The following is a 17,883-nucleotide window of genomic DNA, read 5'->3' as shown; positions in this document are numbered from 1 at the left end:
GGACTGCTCCGGACCGGACCAGGGCCCACCGAACCGGCGGCGTCCTGTCCGCTGCCGCCGGGTCCGTGACCTGGCTGTCCTGAGTGTCCTAGCTGTCCTGAGTGTCCTGATTGTCCGGTCCGGCCTTCGGCCGGTGCCCGATCTACTACCGGGATAGTACCGGGAATTTGGCCTGCATGCGCAGCCGGCCGATCCATCAGTGCCCTCTGCGCGTGGTCCACGTTCCGCTCGTTCCGGGCCGCCCTGTTGGCCAGTGGAGCGCCGCAGGATGTACAGAACGTGGCCCCGCTGCGGATCACTTGCTGGCAGCGCTGGCAGCGCTCGGCGTGGTTGGTCATGACTCGGTCTTGTTCTTTCTGCCAGGGTTCCTGAGGACTGTGGACTCGTCGGGCTCAACAAAGCCCGCAGTGTCCTGTTCGGCCACAGCCCGGGACTCGCTGGATGCTGCGGCCTCCGGACCGTTCTCCACCCTACCGGCGGCGTGCCCCCTGGAAGGAGAACTGGCAGCGGAACCCGCCCCGGCGGGCAGTTTCCGGGCGCCCAGGACCGGCCGGGTTCCGCGCAGTTTAAGGGCAGTGCGGCCGTCGGCCAGCAGCGACCGTGGCGAGAACCGGGCCTGCTGCCTGCGCCAGAACCCTACGGTTCCGGTCATTTCCTTCAGGGAACCGTCCACGATGGTCCAGTACTGCCGGACCTCTTCCTCGCTCGGCTGCCCCGCCCCGAAGATCGAGGCATCAGCGCGGTGGGCCAGCATGGTGGTGGTCGATGCAGACGTTGGGAAGGCGTCAGCAACCACCGCTGCGCTTTCACGGCGGGTGGACCGGGTGTTGATTCCGGCTCCCATGTCCGTGGCAAGGCTCACCACTTCGTTCCAGCCCCCGCCAACGCGCTCGGCCGGGTGCCCCGCGCTGAAACGCGCCTTCCGGCGCCGCGACTTAAGCAGGGCAATGAGCAGCAACGGCAGTGCCAGGATCGACAACGGAATGAGCGCGATCCCCAGGGCGCCAAGCAGCGCCCCCCAAAAGAGCCACGGATTGTTTTTCTTCTGGTCCGCATCCAGGGCGTCCGGAGAGGAGTCCGGCGGGAGGTCCGCAGGTTCCTGCGGCGGCGGTGGCGGCTGCAGCACCTGGGGCTTGGGCTTGGACTTGTTTTCCGGGTCCGGCGGGATGGGGATGTTGTCCTTGGGCGGGGTGGGATCAAAGCTGACCCAGCCCACCCGGTCGAACGCCACCTCCACCCAGGCGTGGACGTCCTTGCCGGTAATCTTCACTTCCCCTGCACCGTTCTCCGGGCTGGTGGGATCAGGATAAAACCCCATCACCACCCGGGAGGGGATGCCAAGATGCCGCAGCATCAGCGACATGGCCACGGCGTACTGTTCGTCGTCACCGAGCATCTGCTTGGCGGTCAGCAGGCTCCTGATCCGGGCCGAACCATGCCCGGACACGCTGGGCAGCTGGCCCTCGGTAACCAGCCCGTTGCTGAAGGCCCCGGTTTTCTGGAAGTGGGCTTCGATCTGCCGGACGCGGTCAATGGCGGTGGGGGCATCTGCCGAGAGGTCGTTGGCCTGGGATCCCACCACCGGCGGGACCTCCAGGGCATCGGGGAGGGTGACCCTGGCGAAGTCGTACTGCGTCAGCTGGCCGTGCTCGAGCTTGACGGGGTCTGACACCTGGACACTGTACGAGTCACCCTTGGACAGTCCCTTGGTGGTGACTGCGGTGTCCGTGCCCGAGTTGAAGTAGAGGCCGGAGGCGGCCGCGGAGGCGCCGGCGTCAAAACTGAGGCCGGTTGTCTTTCGCCCGCCCGGGACAAAATAGCCCTGGTATTCCCCAATGGTGATGTTCATCGAGTAGTCGTTCGTGGGAACAACGCTCGACGTATCTGCCAGGGTGTTGATGGACTTGGTGTCCCCCACCTTGCTGAAGCTGCCGGAGCCGTTGGGGTCCATGTTGTAGTTGGTGCCGTTGAAGGCGTCCAGCGCACCAAGCCGCACGCGGCCGTCGCGTGGCAGGCCCTTGACCACAAACAGGGTTTCGTCCTTTTTGTCCTTGACGAACGTCCGGAAACTGGCGAGCGGGGTGATGTAGTCCTTGGGGTCGAAGGGTGGAACCACCACGTTGCGCAGGACCTTCCTGTCGTCGGCCGCCGTGACCAGGGGCGCAGCCACGGCGGTGACTGCCACGCTCACGGCGATGACGGCAGCTGCCGTGCCTAGCCGGCGGATCTTGGCCCGCCGGGCAGTGGCGGTGTCGCCGTCGGGACGGTTAACCGAAACCTTCCGTGTATCGCTGCGCCGCAGGGCATCCCTTCTGAAGGTTGCCCAGGCGATGGCCACCACGGTGAGGGCGATGCCGCGTTCCACCGTAAGGAAGGCGGCGTTGGTGCTGAAGGCAATGCCGGTGACAAAGAGTGCCAGCACCGGAAGCAGCGGCCAGTAAGGGCCTTTGACCCGCCAGATCAGGATTCCGGCCACGGCCGCGGCGACCATGGAACTGAGGAACGGGACAATCAGGACCCCGCCGGCAGTACCCACCGGCACGCCCACCGTAAGCATGTCCTTCCAGGCGAAGACGACGCCGAGGAGAAGCGTCCGCAACGAGTCCAGGCTGGGGATGAATCCGGCGATGGCCGACTCGGGGACCGCGAGCGCTGTCCCGAACCCAAGGTACGCGGCCAGGGTCAGTGCTGTGGTGATCAGCAGCCCCAGCCTGAGGTGGGCATTGCAGGCGGCGATCGCCAGGCCCAGGATGATTCCCCCGAATCCTGAAACAAGGTAGTAGGGATCACCTCCGAAGCTGAGGCTGAAGCCAAGGACACCCAGCCCGAGCAGCACGGTGAGTGCACCGGCGTCGAGCACAAAGTGCCAGGCCGGCTGCCCGTCGGCAAAGGCCGATTCCTCCTGCCTGCGCTGGGTCCGTGGGCGGAGGCCCTGGGCCGTGCTCATGCGGCCGCCTTTCTCAGGACGATGGCAAGATCGGAAAGATCCCCCAGGGTCAGTACTGTCAGGTCTGCGATGTTGGCCCGCGACGGCGCAGCCCCGGTCTGGAGCCGCACGGCCAGGCTGCGGACGCCGGGCGGCACGGATGCCGAGGCGGAGCGGAGCTGGGTGGGAGTCACATTGCTGCCCACAATAAAGAAGACCACCGAGGCGTTCGGGACGGTGTCCGCCAGGGTCCGGGCAAGGTCGACGGCGGTCCGGCGCATGGGCGCGCCAACAATCCTGGTCATGTCATCGAGCATGTTCCGGCCCGTTTCACAGCGCAGCGGGCCCTTCTGCGTCAGGACGTCCAGCTCGCGCTGCTCGCGGATGGCCTGGCGGCCGATGGAGGCTGCCGCCGAGATCCCCATTTCGAATTCCTGCTCCGAGGCATACTCATCGGTGTTGATGGAGAGCGAGATGGCCAGGTGGGCCCGCCGGGTCTCCTCAAACTGGCGGACCATAAGCTTGTTGGTCCTGGCCGTGGTCTTCCAGTGGATATGCCTGCGGTCATCCCCCGGGACGTAGTCACGCAGGGCGTGAAAGGATACATCGGCGCTGGAGAGGTCCGTGGTTGGCATGCCTTCGAGGTCACGGATGAAGCCCGCCGCGGAGCCGGCCAGGGCAACAGTCCGCGGGTGGACATAGAGATCCTCGGGCTCGGTCCACAGCACCTGGCGCCGCAGCAGGTGCAGGGGGTCGGCGCGCACGGAACGCACCGGTCCCACCACAATGACCGCGCGGCGGGCTGTTGGAATGGTGAAAAGGTCCTCGTGGACCTGTTGCGGCTTCATCCTGGGCAGGTGGAACACAGCTGTGGCTGCGCCAACCGGCAGTTCCAGGGCCGCGGGCAGCAGGGGACGGGCGGAGGTGTTGGAGACGGCGATGCTGCCTACGGCTGTGTCCCCCACCGCAACGCGGGTCCGCGACAGGTCCAGGACAACTCCGTACGAAGATCGGCCCAGGATAAAGCCGATGGCGATGACAAACAGGACAAAGGCCGCTATCGCCGCGGCCTTCGCTTCCTGCCAGCCGAAAGCCTGGCCCGCCATCCAGAGCACGATGCTGGCGGCAAGCACCGACCAGCCGAGGACGCTCACCACCGACAGGACTGGCCACAGGAACCGCAGCCAGTGGCCGCGGACACTCTGCCACAGCGGAGCCAGCGCCAGCCCCGCGGTGCCGGTTGCTTCTGCCCACAGGGACGAGGGGTGGAGCCTGCCGGGACTGCCGTCCTTACGGAAGGGCTGCCGGAGCCGGTCAAGGAGCCGGGTCAACGGATGGCCGCTGGACATAATGGTGCCTTCGTTCGCGCTGAATGGTGGTGGGTCTGGCTGGGGAGAAGTCAGGCGCTGGCGCGCTGCTGCGGGGCAGCAACCTCAGAAAGTACACGGACCAGCACGGCTTCCGCCGTGGCGCCGGAGAACTCGGCCTCAGGGTCCATGACAAAACGGTGTGTCCACACCACGGCTGCCAGCTCCTTGACATCGTCCGGCAGGACAAAGTTCCGGCCCTGTCCGGCAGCCCAGACCTTGGCGGCGCGGACCATTGCCAGGGCTCCACGCACGGAGACGCCCAACCGGGTCTCGGGGGCGCTGCGGGTTTCTTCGCAGAGCCGTGAGATGTACTCAAGAACGGCGGTGTCCACATGCACCGTTGCGGCGAGGTCAGCCATGTCGGCCACGGCCTGGGTGGTGATGACCGGCGACAGTTCCTTGGACCGGTCCTTCAGGTTTGCGCCGCCCAGGAGCCGGACCGTGGAGGCGTGGTCCGGGTAGCCGATGGACGTCTTGATCAGGAACCGGTCCAGCTGCGCTTCCGGGAGCCGGTAGGTGCCTGCCTGTTCAATCGGGTTCTGGGTTGCCATGACCATAAACGGCCTGCCCGCTTCATACGTGACACCGTCCACCGTGACGCGCGATTCCTCCATCACCTCAAGGAGGGCTGACTGGGTCTTCGGCGACGCACGGTTGATTTCGTCGGCCAGCACGATGTTGTTGAAGATGGGGCCCTTGTGGAACTCGAACTTCTGCGTCTTCTGGTCGTAGATGGTCACACCGGTGACGTCAGAGGGCAGCAGGTCGGGCGTGAACTGGATGCGGTTATTGGATCCCTGGACGGTGGCTGCCAATGCGCGGGCCAATGAGGTCTTGCCTGTCCCCGGCGCATCCTCGAACAACACATGGCCTTCTGCAAGCATGGCTGTGAAGGTCAGCCGGATGACGTGTTCCTTGCCTAGGACCGCCTGTCCCACGTTGGCAACGAGCTTTTCAAAGGTGCCTGCAAACCATTCGGCCTGCTCGGTGGTCATTGTCATGAGGTGCGTCCTTTGCTGATGGTGCTTGATTGGGGAGACGGTAGTGGAGTGACTGGCTGGCCGGGCGTCAGCACCGGGGAACGTCCGGTCCATTGATGTCGATGGTGGCCAGCTTGACGTACCAGCCGGGGTGCGGGCCGTTCTCCATCCGGTACCACTTGTAGTAGGTGGGCGGGTTGGATGATTCGCTGGACCCGTAGATGTTCATCCAGCATTGGCTCACGATCCAGCCGTCGGACGTCGAGACCCAGTTGGCATCACTGGAACCGCAGCGGGCGTCGCCGCCCACGTTGCTGTAGCGGTCCGCGACTCCGGGCTTGCCTGGGCAGCTGTTGTTGTCGGCGGGCTTGACCCGGACCGTTGTTACCGGCGGAGCGGGGTCGGCGCCGGACGTCGAGCTCACCGGTCCGCCGATGGCACCGGCCACCACCGACACGGCCCGGACACGCAGGTTACGGCTGTTGCTCCAGCCACCGCCGGGGGCATCAAAGCTGTTGGCCTTGCCCACGTTCTGCCAGCCGCCCCCGTCCACACTCACCTCGTAATGGCTGAGCGGACGGCCGTTCGTGTTGGGGTTGTTCCAGCTCCAGTGGACCTGGCCGTCGCCCTTGGGCGAGGTCATGCCGTTCACGCTGGGCGCGTTCGGCGGTCCGTAGGGGTTGCCCGTACCGATGGCCTGGGCGTCGCCCGAGACGTTGTTCTTGGTGGACGTGGCGATGATGGTGACGGTGATGTCGCGGCCGTTGGTGAGTCCATTAATGGGCCCGCCGCCCGCAGGGATGGTGCCCGATCTGCCGTCAGCGTTGTACCTGTACTGGATTTCACTTTCAGTGGACCCGTTCCGCTGGGCCTGGGTCAGCGGAGTGAAGGTCACCCGCAGCTGGCCGCTGGTGCCTGTGTCCGCCACCGTGCCGCTGCTCACCTGGCCCGGCTTGCCGGCAGCGCGGATTGCCGCCGACGGGCTGCTGGTCCCGCTGGTCCCTGCCTTGTTGGTGGCAGATACCGTAAAGGTGTAGTTGGCCTCGGAGTTATCCACCGTGACGTTCTGCGATGTTCCTACGGTCACCGGCTGGCTGCTGACAACCGCTCCGCCACGCAACGTTGTGAGGGTGTAGGACTTCACTGCGTCGCCATTGTTGTTAGGTGCAGTCCAACTGACTTTCAGCTGGCTTTGGGCCCCGACGGAGCCCGCATCAGATGCGGTGGGCGGCGCAGGCGTTGCGGGTGGACCTGCCGGCACCTCCGCCGCGGAGTACGGGCTCCACTCGGATGGGTCCTTGGCATCGTTGCGGGCCAGCACGCGCACCTTGTAGGCCACACCATTCTGAAGCCCCTTCCAGACATAGCTGACCGCTGTCAGGTTCTGGATTTGCGCATTCTGGCCGGCGGGGGCCGGAGAGATTTCAAGGTCGTAGGACTTGACCGGTGACCCCTTGCTGGCAGGTGCCACCCAGGTGACGGCGAGTTCTTTATCGCCGAATTTCAATGCAGGAGCCAGCGGGGTATCCGGCTTCACGTCCGGGCGGACTTCAGCAGAGGCCGGGGACTTGTCCGAGTCGCCGAATTCGTTCGTGGCGGTGACCTGGAAGTGGTACTTGGTGTTGTTGGTAAGACCGGTCAGTGTGCATGTGTTCGCAGGGCATTCCTGCTGGAAGCCGTTTTCGCCAAAGACCGTGTACTTGGTAATCGGGGCGCCGCGGTCCGCGGGGGCTCCCCAGGTCAGCAGTGCCGTCTGGTCCCCGACGCTCTGAGCCTGGGGAGTCGTCGGAGCCATCGGAGCGTCCTTCACCGTCAGCCGGATACGTGCTGTCGCATTGCGGGAATCATCCCCTGTCTTGTCCGCCACCGTGTAGGCCACCACCATGGTTCCGGTGAATCCTGCCGACGGCGTGACCGTGACGGAATCTCCTGTCATCTCGGCAGTTCCCTGGCCCGTTTCGGTGATCGCGGAAAGGATCTTCAGCGGTGATTCGGGGAATGGGTTTGCATCGTTGTCCAGGACTTTGACCGTTACCGGCTTACCCGCAGCGGCGCTGGGCTCCACATCGTCATTGGCCACCGGCTTTGGCCGGTTGGAGGCCGTCACCGTCAGCTGGAAGGTGGCGGTGGCTTCCAGGCCACGCGAGTCCTTGGCCTTGACCTGGAGGGTGCCAGCTGTACCGGAGGCGCTGTTGTCCGTGGCGGAGACCTTGAGGGATTTGCCGTCGATTCCGGCTTCGAATCCGCCCGGCGTGGCTCCCACCAGCTCGTACTTCATGTTCTCGAGGTCGTCGCGGTCCGGGTCCGCCGTCAGCTTGCCGAGGTCAACGGTAGCCGCGTCCCCCTTGGGTACGTCAACGTTGGCACCCAGCAGTTCCGGCGGGTTGTTGCGGTTGGGGTCAGGCAGCACCTTGGTGCGGATGCTCAGGGTGGATTTGAGGCCGGCGGGATCATCCACGCCGCTTCCGTCTGTGACCTCGAAGCTGATGGAGCCGGGGCCTACATAGTCAACTCCGGCGGTGTACTTAAGCTGCGTACCGTCTCCGGATCCGGGGTCACTGCCGTCGGAGCCGATGAGCTTGACCCGGTCAGTCTGGGTCAGGCGCGGCGAGCGTCCTTCCCGGACCTTCACCCATTCGTCCAGGTCCACCGTGACCGACTGGCCGGCGATGACCTCAATCACCTCGTCCTTCGCGAGCGTTGGCACCTGCTGCCCGATCCCCGGCACCCAGATGATGGCCGTTGACTTCTGGCCGTCCACGTCTTCCACGGTGTACGGAATGAGCTGCGGCTGCTCGGTCAGGTCAACGATCATGTTGCCGTCAGCGCCGGGGCGGGCTGTCGGCACCTCCGTGCTGATTTTCAGGTTCTCCCCCACGCCGTCGGGGTCTTCATCGTTCTTCAGGACCGGCACGTCCACGGCAGTCTTTCCCATGGTCTGGGCAGACGTCACCCTGTCGTCGCGGGCAATGGGTGCCTGCAGGGGCACGTCATTATCCACCACCATACGGATGGTTGCCTGCGCGGAGGCGTCCCTGTCATCAGCCACGCTGTAGCGGACGTTGACCGTTCCCGCAGCATTGGGCGCCAACAGGATAATCCGGCCACTCTGCTTGCTCACGGTGGCCTGGAGCGCGGGATCGGCCTCGATGCCGTCGGTGAGGACCCGGATGAGGTCACCGTCGGGATCGGTGTCGTTGCCGGCGGCGTCGACGGCAATCTGCCGCCCCGGCCGGACCTTGACCTCGTCGTCCACTGGAGTGGGATTCTGGTTGGTCTCACCCCGCGGTGCTATTCCCACGGTTACGGTTCCCGTATTGACCGCGCCCTGGCGATCCACCACCTTGTAGCGGAAGGTGTCGGTTCCGGCGCCGTCGCCCGCGGCCGTAAAGTCAATGAAATTGCTGCCCACGGCAGCCGTCCCCATGGCCGGAGTGCTGTCGATGCCCGTCAGCTGCACGGAGTCGCCGTCGGGATCTATCCCATCCAGCGGAACCGGTATGCGCACGGTGCCCGCAGCCACCACCCGGGCTGTCAGGTTCCGGGGCTGCGGCCTTGAGTTTTCGGCGCCTTCCAGCGGAAGAATATGGATGGTGACGGCCGCAGCGCTCTTCTGCCCCTGCGGATCCACCGCGTTGTAAATCGCGCGGACCGTTTTCGGCTGCGGCCCGGCGATAAACCGGAGGGTGTTCTCCGACACGAAGCTCTTGCCGTCAGCCGGGTCCACGCCCTGGGGAAGGACGGGATCAACCGTCAGTTTTTCGCCCTGCGGATGGGTGTCGTTGTCCAGTACGGGAATGGTGACGACGTCGTTGATGCGGACGTTCACCTCGTCCGGTTTTGGCTGGGGTGCCTCCACGATGGCAGGCGCCGGTACCGGAACAACGGAGACGCTGCCGGTGGCGGACTTCTTTCCGTTGGACATGGTGTACTCGAAGAGGAACGGGTCTTTGGTGCCCAGGATGTCCGTGATCCGCAGGACGCTGTGGTCGATCACGCTGACGGACGCGGTGGTGTTCTCCGGAAGCTTGACTGACTGCAGGACCAGGACCCCGCCGGAGGGGTCTGAGTCGTTGGCCAGCGGATCCAGCAGGACGCTGCCTCCAACAGGCATCAGCGCAACATCGTGGACTGCCACGGGGTCGCCGCCGTCCTTGCCCGACTCCACGTCAACCCGGATGAGTCCCTGGCTGCTCTGCGGGCCGTTGCTGGCGATGTACGTGAGGTAGACCGGGCCCGGGGTGGTGCTGCGGAACGTGAAGGTGCCGCCGTCTGTGACAGGGCCGAGTTCGGCGGGGCCGTTGGCCTCCACCTGGGCGAGCCGCAGGGCACCTCCGTTGGGGTCCACGTCGTTCTTCAGCGGGGCGATCACCAGGTCCTGGCCCACCACTGCTGTGACATGGTCGGCATTGACCACCGGGGCCAGGGCTCCGGGCGGTTGGACGTTGACCACTACTTTTCCGGTGACTGTTGCCCTGCCGTCCCAGATGGTGACGGTGACGTTCTTCTTGCCGGCCGTGGCGCCGGAATCCTGGAAGGTCAGCAGTCCGTCACGGCGGACCTTGACCTGGTCCTGGTCGTTGTCAGCCTTGGCATCCATCAGGACCAGGTCGTCGCCGTCGGGATCAGCCCAGTCGGTGAGAATGTTCTGGCTGACGGTTTTGCCCTGTTCGACGAGCATGGTGGTGGCGTCCCCGCCCCGTTTGAACTGGGGTGGCCGGTTTTCGTCCGGGCCCACCACGCTCAGCGTCACCTGGCCGCCGGCGGAGAGCCCCCGGCCGTCCGCCGCGTTGTAGTCGAAGGTTTCGGTGCCCGGGTTTGCCGTGGCCGGGACAGAGATCTGGAAGGCGGTGCCGCCGTAGATGCTCTCCAGGCTACCGGCCTTGGGACCGGCATTGCCGACGGCGGCGGTCAGGACGTCGCCGTCAGGATCGGAGTCATTGTCCAGGACGCTCAGGACGGTGGTACGGCCGGGGCGTACGCCGACGATGTCCGGTTTTGTTTCCGGCGGCCGGTTGGGTTTGGTGCGGTCAGGGAGCACGTTGATGGTGTTGTTGTCGGCGGAATCCTGGTCCTGTTCATCGGACTCGTTTTTGGGCGGGACAACGTCGTCCCAGTTGTTCACCAGCTGCATGTTCTGGTTCACCAGCCACACATTCCCGGAGTTCACATCGTTCAGGACCACCACGTCCCGGTTCACCCGGAAAACATACGACGGCGACGCACTCGCCTTCGGCACGTCCACGTTCTTGTCATCAACATCATTCACGCAATCACGCACGTACTTGTTCGCGCCCGACCAGGCCGCATGCACACACCCCGCCAACTGCACAGGCGCCGCCGGCACACCCTCACCATCAAAGGTCACAGTCTTCGCCGTCGAACCATCCAACGGCTGCTTCAACAACGCCTTCTGCGTCGAAATCGCCACAACATCACTCGCCGGACCAGTCTGCTGCAGCTTCGCATCCCGCGCATTATCCAGCTGCAAACGCTTCCCGCCCGGCAAAAACAGCTTCCCGGCCCCGGCATCAAGCACCACCGGCCGGTCCCCCACCACCGTGATCTGCAGGTCACCGGAGCCTTTCAGCTCACCCCAGGTGCTGGACTCCGACGACGTCACCTCACCATTGGCATCCACACCAGTAACAGTGACGGCTCCCGACTTCGGATCCGCAGAATAAATCCGGTCATCCGCACCGACGGCAGACACCGTGCCTTGCGAAGCGGTGAGCGCCGGTTCAGTAGAGTCCGCTTCGAAGCCGCTGACCGTGGACGGCGACACCGCCCAGACCTTGCCTGACGCCGGATCAGTCACCGAGATCACCTGAGCGCCAAAACCCACCTGGGCGGCACCGGGCAGCTGTTTGTCCCCGCCCAGGCGCATGTTCGCCGGAGAAACCTGGTTCAGCGTCGAACCCGTCTCATCATCAACAAACACATCCCCCGCATGCTGCAAAACATCAAACGTAGTACTCGCCGGCGTCACCGCCCCATCAAGAACACGCGACGGATAATTCAGCCGCCCCACAGCATTCTTGGACTTCGAAACAACCCACACACCACCATCGTTCAACTCCACCTCAGTGGTCTTAAACCCCGGATACAACACAGCACCCGTGACCAACACCACCACGGCGGCTCCAAACGCCGTTCCGGCGATGAGCCCCTTGTGGCGGTTGGCGAGTTTGTTCCGGCGCTTTTTCAGCCCAAGCTTCCCCAGCAGAGTTGTCACAGCGTTACTTTTCCCTCAAATTTATGGCGGCCCCCAGGCCGACCTGTCCAAAGACCCTGTCCAGGGCTCTCTGTTCCCCGCGCTAGCCTACCCAACCCGGTCAGGGGCTGCGATGGGCAGGGCTGCCCATCCGGCAGATGCGCGTTCCCGAGCCCCGGAAGCTCAGCATTGTGGTGCATAGGACTGTCCTCCGACCCCGGTGTGGCTGACGTTGACGTAGCGGCCCACATTCCGATAGGAGCCCTCTTCCACCCGGTACCACTGGCCGGTGTTGCCGTAGCCGTCAGTGTGGGTGATCCAGCACTTCACCACGATGGTTTGCCCGGCATAGAACCACGGCGGATTGTCCCCGCCGACGCCCTCGCACGTGTGCTTGACTGGATCGTAGGTGGCGCGGTCGGCGGGATCCGTGCAGGAGCGCTGCATGCCGGCGGAGAGCGTGGTGGTCCACCCGCCCTGTTTGCCTGATGAGGCGATCGCAGCGGGGGCCGTGCCGCCGGTGCCCAGTGAGTTGAACGTCTGGACCTGTATGGACACCAGCTCACCGTAGCCCTCGGTGTTGACCACCCGGCTGCCGGAGGGCGCCACCACCTCCCAGCCGCGGTTGTTGATGTTGATTTTGGTTTGGGCGACATCGTTGGTGCTGGTGGACGGTGAGGACCAGCTCATGGTTGCGTACTTTTGGTTCATCGGGCCGTTTTCGCCTGCGGCTGTCGGCGTTCCGGGTGACCCGTAAGGGGTGGTCGATGCGCCGGCGCTGGCATTGGAGCTCGGCGCTACCGTTGAGTGCGCGATCACCGTGATGGTGGTCTGGACGCCGTTGGTGAAACCGCCAACCGTCTGCCCCCGCGTAATCGGACCGCTTTCGCCGGTGCTGGCGTTATAGCTGTAGCTGACCTCATTAACCGACGAGCCATTCCGTTCGGCAGCGGTCAGTTCCCTGAAATCGATGGCCACCTTCCGGCCGGCTCCCCCGGTGTCTGCCGCAGCGACAGTGACGCCGGAGACCTGGCCAAGTTTGCCGGTGGCCCGCCGGGGTGCCGAAGGCGGACTGACCGCACCCTTTCCTGCCTTGTTCTCCGCCTGGACGGTGAAGGTGTATTCGGCTTCGGAATTGTTTGCACTGAAGTTGGCGGTGCGAACGGTACCTGCGATCGTCTGGGTCTGCGGCGTGGCGCCGCCTCCGCTCATGGTGACGTAATAGTTCCTGATCGCGTCGCCGTTGGTGTTCGGTTCCGTCCAGTTAACACGCAGCTGATTAGTAGTTCCCACGGCGGAGGCCACGGCGGAGGTCGGTGCCGCTGGCGCGGCGGGCACTCCGGCAGGGTTGTCTTCGGAGGAGTAGATACCCCAGTCCGAGGCTCCCAGCTCGTTGACGGCCTGGGCGCGAACCTTATAGCGGACGCCGTTGGTCAGGCCAGTCCAGGCGTAGGTCAGGCCGGTCACGCCGTTTTTGACTGCAACGCCACCGGCGGGAGGCGGTGAGATCTCGAGGTTGTAGCTTTTAACGGCCGAGCCCTCGGTCTTGGCCGGCGGCCAGTTGATGACCATGTCCTTGTCACCCGCCTTCACGGTGGGGGCTTCCGGTGGAGACGGCTTTTCGTCCGGCCGGATTTCGTTCGACTGCGGGGACGCTGGAGAGTTTCCCACTTCGTTGGTAGCGGTCACGGTGAAGACATACTTCACGTCGTTGGTCAGCCCGCTGAGGGTACAGGTGGTGGTGGCACAACGTTGTTCGAAGCCGTTGGTGGACGTGACGGTATAGCCGGTGATCGGTGCACCGTTGTCCGACGGCGGGGCCCACTTGAGTACGGCCGTCCGGCTGCGCACGTCGGTTGCGGTGGGGGCCGAGGGTGCGTCCGGTTCGTCCCGGACGGTGATGCGGACCCGCCCGTTCACCTGGCGTGACGGATCCTCGGTTTTGTCCGCGATGGTGTACCTGAGCACCATCACGCCCTTGGATCCTTCCGCCGGCGTCACCGTAACGGAATCTCCGCTGATGACGGGTTGTCCGGCGGCGGATCCGGTTTCCACCGCTACCGAGACGACTTTCAGCGGGGTGTCGTCAAAGGGATTGAAGTCGTTGGCGAGGACGTTGATTGTTTCGGTCCGCCCCGCGTTGGCCTTGTCCAGGACGTCCTCGTTGGCGGTGGCGAGCGGCCGGTTGGACGCGACGACGGTGGCCGTCACCGCGGCCTTGACAGGTTCCGAGCGGCCGTCCGTGACCTTCAGCGGGATGGTCCCCTTCCGGCCGGCGGCCATGCCGTTTGCCGAGCGGACATTAAGCGTCTGCCCGTCAATGGTTGCTGTGAAACCTTCCGGTGTGATCCCGTCCAGCTCGAAGGTGAGCTTGTCCTGGTCCCCGGTGTCCACATCCCTGGCCAGGTTGCCCAGGTCCAGGCTGGCTGCTTCGGCCGTCGGCACCTCCAGGTCGCTGCCGCTGAACGTGGGCTGGTGGTTCGCGTTCGGGTCCGGAATGACCCGGGTGATGATGGTCAGGGTGGATTTCAGCCCCTGGGGATCTTCCGGACCGGAGCCGTCTGTCACTTCAAAAGTGACGGAACCTGGACCGACGTAATCTTTCAGGGCGGAGTAGCGCAGCGTCCTGGCGTCACCACCGATGACGTTCTGCGGATCGGCGCCCTGCACCCGGACTTTGTCCACCTGGGTGATCTGAGGTTCGCGCCCTTCCCTGACTCGGACATACTCGTTCAGGTCCAGGGTGATTTCCTGTCCGGCCATGACTTCCACGACGTCGGTGCGGGCCAGGGTGGGGTGCTCTTCGCCCTGGCCGGGAACCCAGATGACAGCGGTAGCGCTCTGGCCGTCGACGTCCGTGACGGTGTAAGGAACCAGCTGGTCCGCCGGCGCAAGGCTGACCACCACATTGCCGTCGCCGCCGATGCGGGCGTTGGGGTTGCCGTCCGGGAGGGTGAGCTGAAGTTCGGAAGCTACCCCGTCGGGATCGGAGTCATTTTTCAGGACGGGCACGTCCACCGCGGACTTGCCCTTCGTCTCGGCGGGCGTGATGACATCGTCCTTGGCGATCGGTGCCTTTAGCGTGGCGTCGGGGCTGACCCTGACCCGGATGACCGCACTGCCCTGGGCTTTCTTGTCGTCCTGTATTTTGTAGCCCACACTCTCGTTGCCGGCCGTATCCGGCGCAGTCAGCAGTATCCTGCCGCCGTCGGCCGTCTCGACGCCCAGTTCCGGACGTGCCTCGAAGGCGTTGGACACCAGCCCGATCGGGTCCCCGTCCGGGTCGGAGTCGTTATTCAACGCGTCCACGGCGATCTTGCGCCCCGGCCGTACATCCACAGCATCGTCAACGGCGATGGGTTTCTGGTTGTTCGGCTCAGGCGGAGCAATCCCCACAATCACGGTCCCGGTGTTCTCGGCGCCGATCCGGTCCCGCACACGGTAAGTGAAGGTGTCCGTGCCGGCGGCCGCGCCGGTCGCCGTGAACTCCAGGTAGCCATCCCTGACAACAGCCGTTCCCATCGCGGGGGCCTTGTCCACGCCGATCAGCTGGACGGAGTCGCCGTCGGAGTCGATACCGTCCAGGGGCACCGGGATCCGCACCACCATTCCTGAGACCACACGGGCTGTCAGGTTCTTCGGCTCGGGGCGGGTGTTGCGTTCGTCATCGCGTGCCCGGATCCGGATGGTGACCTGTTGCGAGTCCGCCTGGCCTGAGTCGTTAGTGACCTTGTAGATCGCGTAGACGGTCTTGGGCACGTCTCCGGCGATAAAGCGCAACGTGTTCCCTGCGCGGAACATGCGGCCGTCGGCGTCGTCCGGTTTCTGGGGCAGCTCAGGCTCAAGCGAGAGCTGGCCGCCATTGGGATCGGTGTCGTTGGCCAGGACCGGTATGGTGACGACGTCGCCAACCCGGACCGACACTTCATCCGGTTTGGCCTGGGGTGCCTGCAGCTTGGCCGGCGCCGGCACCACCAGGACTGCAATATCACCGCCCGCGGAGGACTTGCCGTTGGAGATGGTGTATTTGACGCTGAGCTGGCCCTGCGCCCGGATGTCAGTGATCCGCACAACGGAGTGGTCCAGGACTGCGACGCTGACCGGCAGGCCGTCCGCAGCCGTGACGGACTGGACCACAAGCACTCCCCCGGAGGGGTCCGAGTCATTGCCCAGGACGTCCACCAGGACGCTGCCGCCGCTGGGCAGCAAGGCGGTGTCGCGCACGGCAACAGGGGCGCCGTCGTTGCCGCCGGACACAACGTCCACACGAACAAGCTGTTGCGCGCTGGCGGGACCGTTGGTGACGAGGTACGCCACGTAGTGGGCGCCCTCGGCCGTGGAGTTGAACGTGAAGGTCTGTTGGTCCGCACCCATGGTGGCTGAGGAGTTCCCGTCCGGTGTGACCTGGGCGAGGCGAAGGGCACCGCCCAGCGGGTCGGAGTCGTTTTTCAGCGGCGCGATCACGGTGTCCACCCCGGCCACGGCAACCACGTGGTCTGCATTGGCGATGGGCGGCAACGCTCCCGGTGCGCGAACGTCCACCGTGACCTTGCCTTCGGCGGTGGACTGGCCGTCAGACACCGTCAGGGTGACCACTTTCCGCCCGGGCTCCGTACCGGCGTCCTGGAACGTCAGCAGTCCGTCGGGCCGGACCTTGACCTGATCCCGGGGATCGCTGGCTGTGGCATTCACCACGTAGAGGTCATCGCCGTCGGGGTCGATCCAGTCGGTGAGGATGTTTTGGCTGACGATCTTGCCGGCCTGGACTATCAGCGTGGTGTTCCGGTTGGGCTTCTGCCGGGGAGCGGAGTTCTCCCCTGGCGGAATGATATTGAGCGTGATGTCGGAGGAGGCCGTCAGGCCGCGGCCGTCGTCCACGCTGTACTTAAAGGTCTCGGACCCGGTCTTGTCCGCCGGAACACTGACCTGGAATCCGGTGGAACCGTAGATCGGGGCGACCGGCCCTGAACCGATGGGATCGGGGGCGCGGACGGTGAGGATGTCGCCGTCGGGGTCGGTGTCGTTGTCCAGGACGGGGAGGATGGCCGTCCTTCCGGCGCGGATGCCGAACGTGTCCGGCTTGGCGACCGGTGCGCTGTTGGGTTTGGTGCGGTCCGGCAGGACGGTCTGCTGGACTTCGTCTGCAGAGTCCTTATCGGCGTCATCCGAGGTCTGTTGCGGCGGGATGACGTCGTCCCAGTTGTTGACCAGCTGCATGTTCTGGTTCACCAGCCACACATTCCCGGAGTTCACATCGTTCAGGACCACCACGTTCCGGTTGACCCGGAACACATACGACGGCGACGCACTCGCCTTCGGCACGTCCACGTTCTTGTCATCAACATCATTGACGCAATCACGCACGTACTTGTTCGCACCCGACCACGCCGCATGCACACACCCCGCCAACTGCACAGGCGCCGCCGGCACACCCTCACCATCAAACGTCACAGTCTTCGCCGTCGAACCATCCAACGGCTGCTTCAACAACGCCTTCTGCGTCGAAATCGCCACAACATCACTGCCCGGACCAGTCTGCTGCAGCTTCGCATCCCGCGCATTATCCAGCTGCAAACGCTTCCCGCCCGGCAAAAACAGCTTCCCGGCCCCGGCATCAAGCACCACCGGCCGGTCCCCCACCACCGTGATCTGCAGATCCCCGGACCCCTTCAGCTCACCCCACGTACTGGACTCCGACGACGTCACCTCACCATTGGCATCCACACCAGTAACAGTGACGGCTCCCGACTTCGGATCCGCAGAATAAATCCGGTCATCCGCACCGACGGCAGACACCGTGCCTTGCGAAGCGGTGAGCGCCGGTTCAGTAGAGTCCGCTTCGAAGCCGCTGACCGTGGAGGGCGAAAGGGCCCAGACCTTGCCCTTCGCTGCGTCCGTAACGGAAATTACTCTGGAGCCAAAACTCACCTGGGCGGCACCGGGCAGCTGCTTGTCCCCGCCCAAACGCATGTTCGCCGGAGAAACCTGGTTCAGCGTCGAACCCGTCTCATCATCAACAAACACATCCCCCGCATGCTGCAAAACATCAAACGTAGTACTCGCCGGCGTCACCGCCCCATCAAGAACACGCGACGGATAATTCAGCCGCCCCACAGCATTCTTGGACTTCGAAACAACCCACACACCACCATCGTTCAACTCCACCTCAGTGGTCTTAAACCCCGGATACAAAACAGCACCCGTGACCAACACCACTCCAGCAACGGAAAAAGCCACGGCCGGAAACCAGCGTGGCAGGTGGAAGCGGGGTCCGGCTGCCGCTGCCTTTTGGCGCACGGCTCGGCGAAGATTCACGGTTTTGTTTCCCCCAAGTAAGACTCCGGCAGGGCCGGTCTCCGGCCAGCTGACACCAGGCAGTTATGACTATATCGG

Annotated in this window: 5 protein-coding genes; all 5 read right to left on the bottom strand. The window is 64.7% G+C overall.

Annotation, left to right across the window (positions count from 1 at the left end):
- Nucleotides 1–334: 334 nt before the first annotated feature.
- Entirely contained in the window at nucleotides 335–2,947 is a 2,613-nt protein-coding gene (locus F8G81_RS07265; RefSeq protein ID WP_267278330.1) for a transglutaminase-like domain-containing protein, read from the bottom strand.
- On the bottom strand, nucleotides 2,944–4,275 hold the full coding sequence (locus F8G81_RS07260; protein WP_267278329.1) for a DUF58 domain-containing protein: 1,332 nt from the start codon (nucleotides 4,273–4,275) through the stop codon (nucleotides 2,944–2,946). Before F8G81_RS07260 ends, F8G81_RS07265 begins: the two co-directional genes overlap by 4 nt.
- A gap of 50 nt (nucleotides 4,276–4,325) precedes the next feature.
- On the bottom strand, nucleotides 4,326–5,297 hold the full coding sequence (locus F8G81_RS07255; RefSeq protein ID WP_267278328.1) for an AAA family ATPase: 972 nt from the start codon (nucleotides 5,295–5,297) through the stop codon (nucleotides 4,326–4,328).
- A 67-nt stretch (nucleotides 5,298–5,364) separates the two neighbouring features.
- Nucleotides 5,365–11,511 carry an Ig-like domain-containing protein gene (locus F8G81_RS07250; protein ID WP_267278327.1) on the bottom strand — a complete coding sequence of 2,049 codons (6,147 nt, stop codon included), beginning with the start codon at nucleotides 11,509–11,511 and terminating at the stop codon, nucleotides 5,365–5,367.
- A gap of 162 nt (nucleotides 11,512–11,673) precedes the next feature.
- Complete coding sequence (locus F8G81_RS07245) at nucleotides 11,674–17,805, bottom strand: Ig-like domain-containing protein (RefSeq protein WP_267278326.1); 6,132 nt, start codon at nucleotides 17,803–17,805, stop codon at nucleotides 11,674–11,676.
- Nucleotides 17,806–17,883 lie beyond the last annotated feature (78 nt).

Origin of the sequence: Arthrobacter sp. CDRTa11 (assembly GCF_026427775.1) — a bacterium.
Lineage (GTDB): Bacteria > Actinomycetota > Actinomycetes > Actinomycetales > Micrococcaceae > Arthrobacter.
Note: the sequence above shows the minus strand (reverse complement) of the source record. Positions and strands in the feature narration are given on the sequence as shown.

Excerpts from the sequence above, each read along its gene's own strand:
- F8G81_RS07260 (WP_267278329.1), bottom strand. The coding sequence starts at position 4,275 with ATGTCCAGCGGCCATCCGTTGACCCGGCTCCTTGACCGGCTCCGGCAG.
- F8G81_RS07265 (WP_267278330.1), bottom strand. The coding sequence starts at position 2,947 with ATGAGCACGGCCCAGGGCCTCCGCCCACGGACCCAGCGCAGGCAGGAG.
- F8G81_RS07255 (WP_267278328.1), bottom strand. The coding sequence starts at position 5,297 with ATGACAATGACCACCGAGCAGGCCGAATGGTTTGCAGGCACCTTTGAA.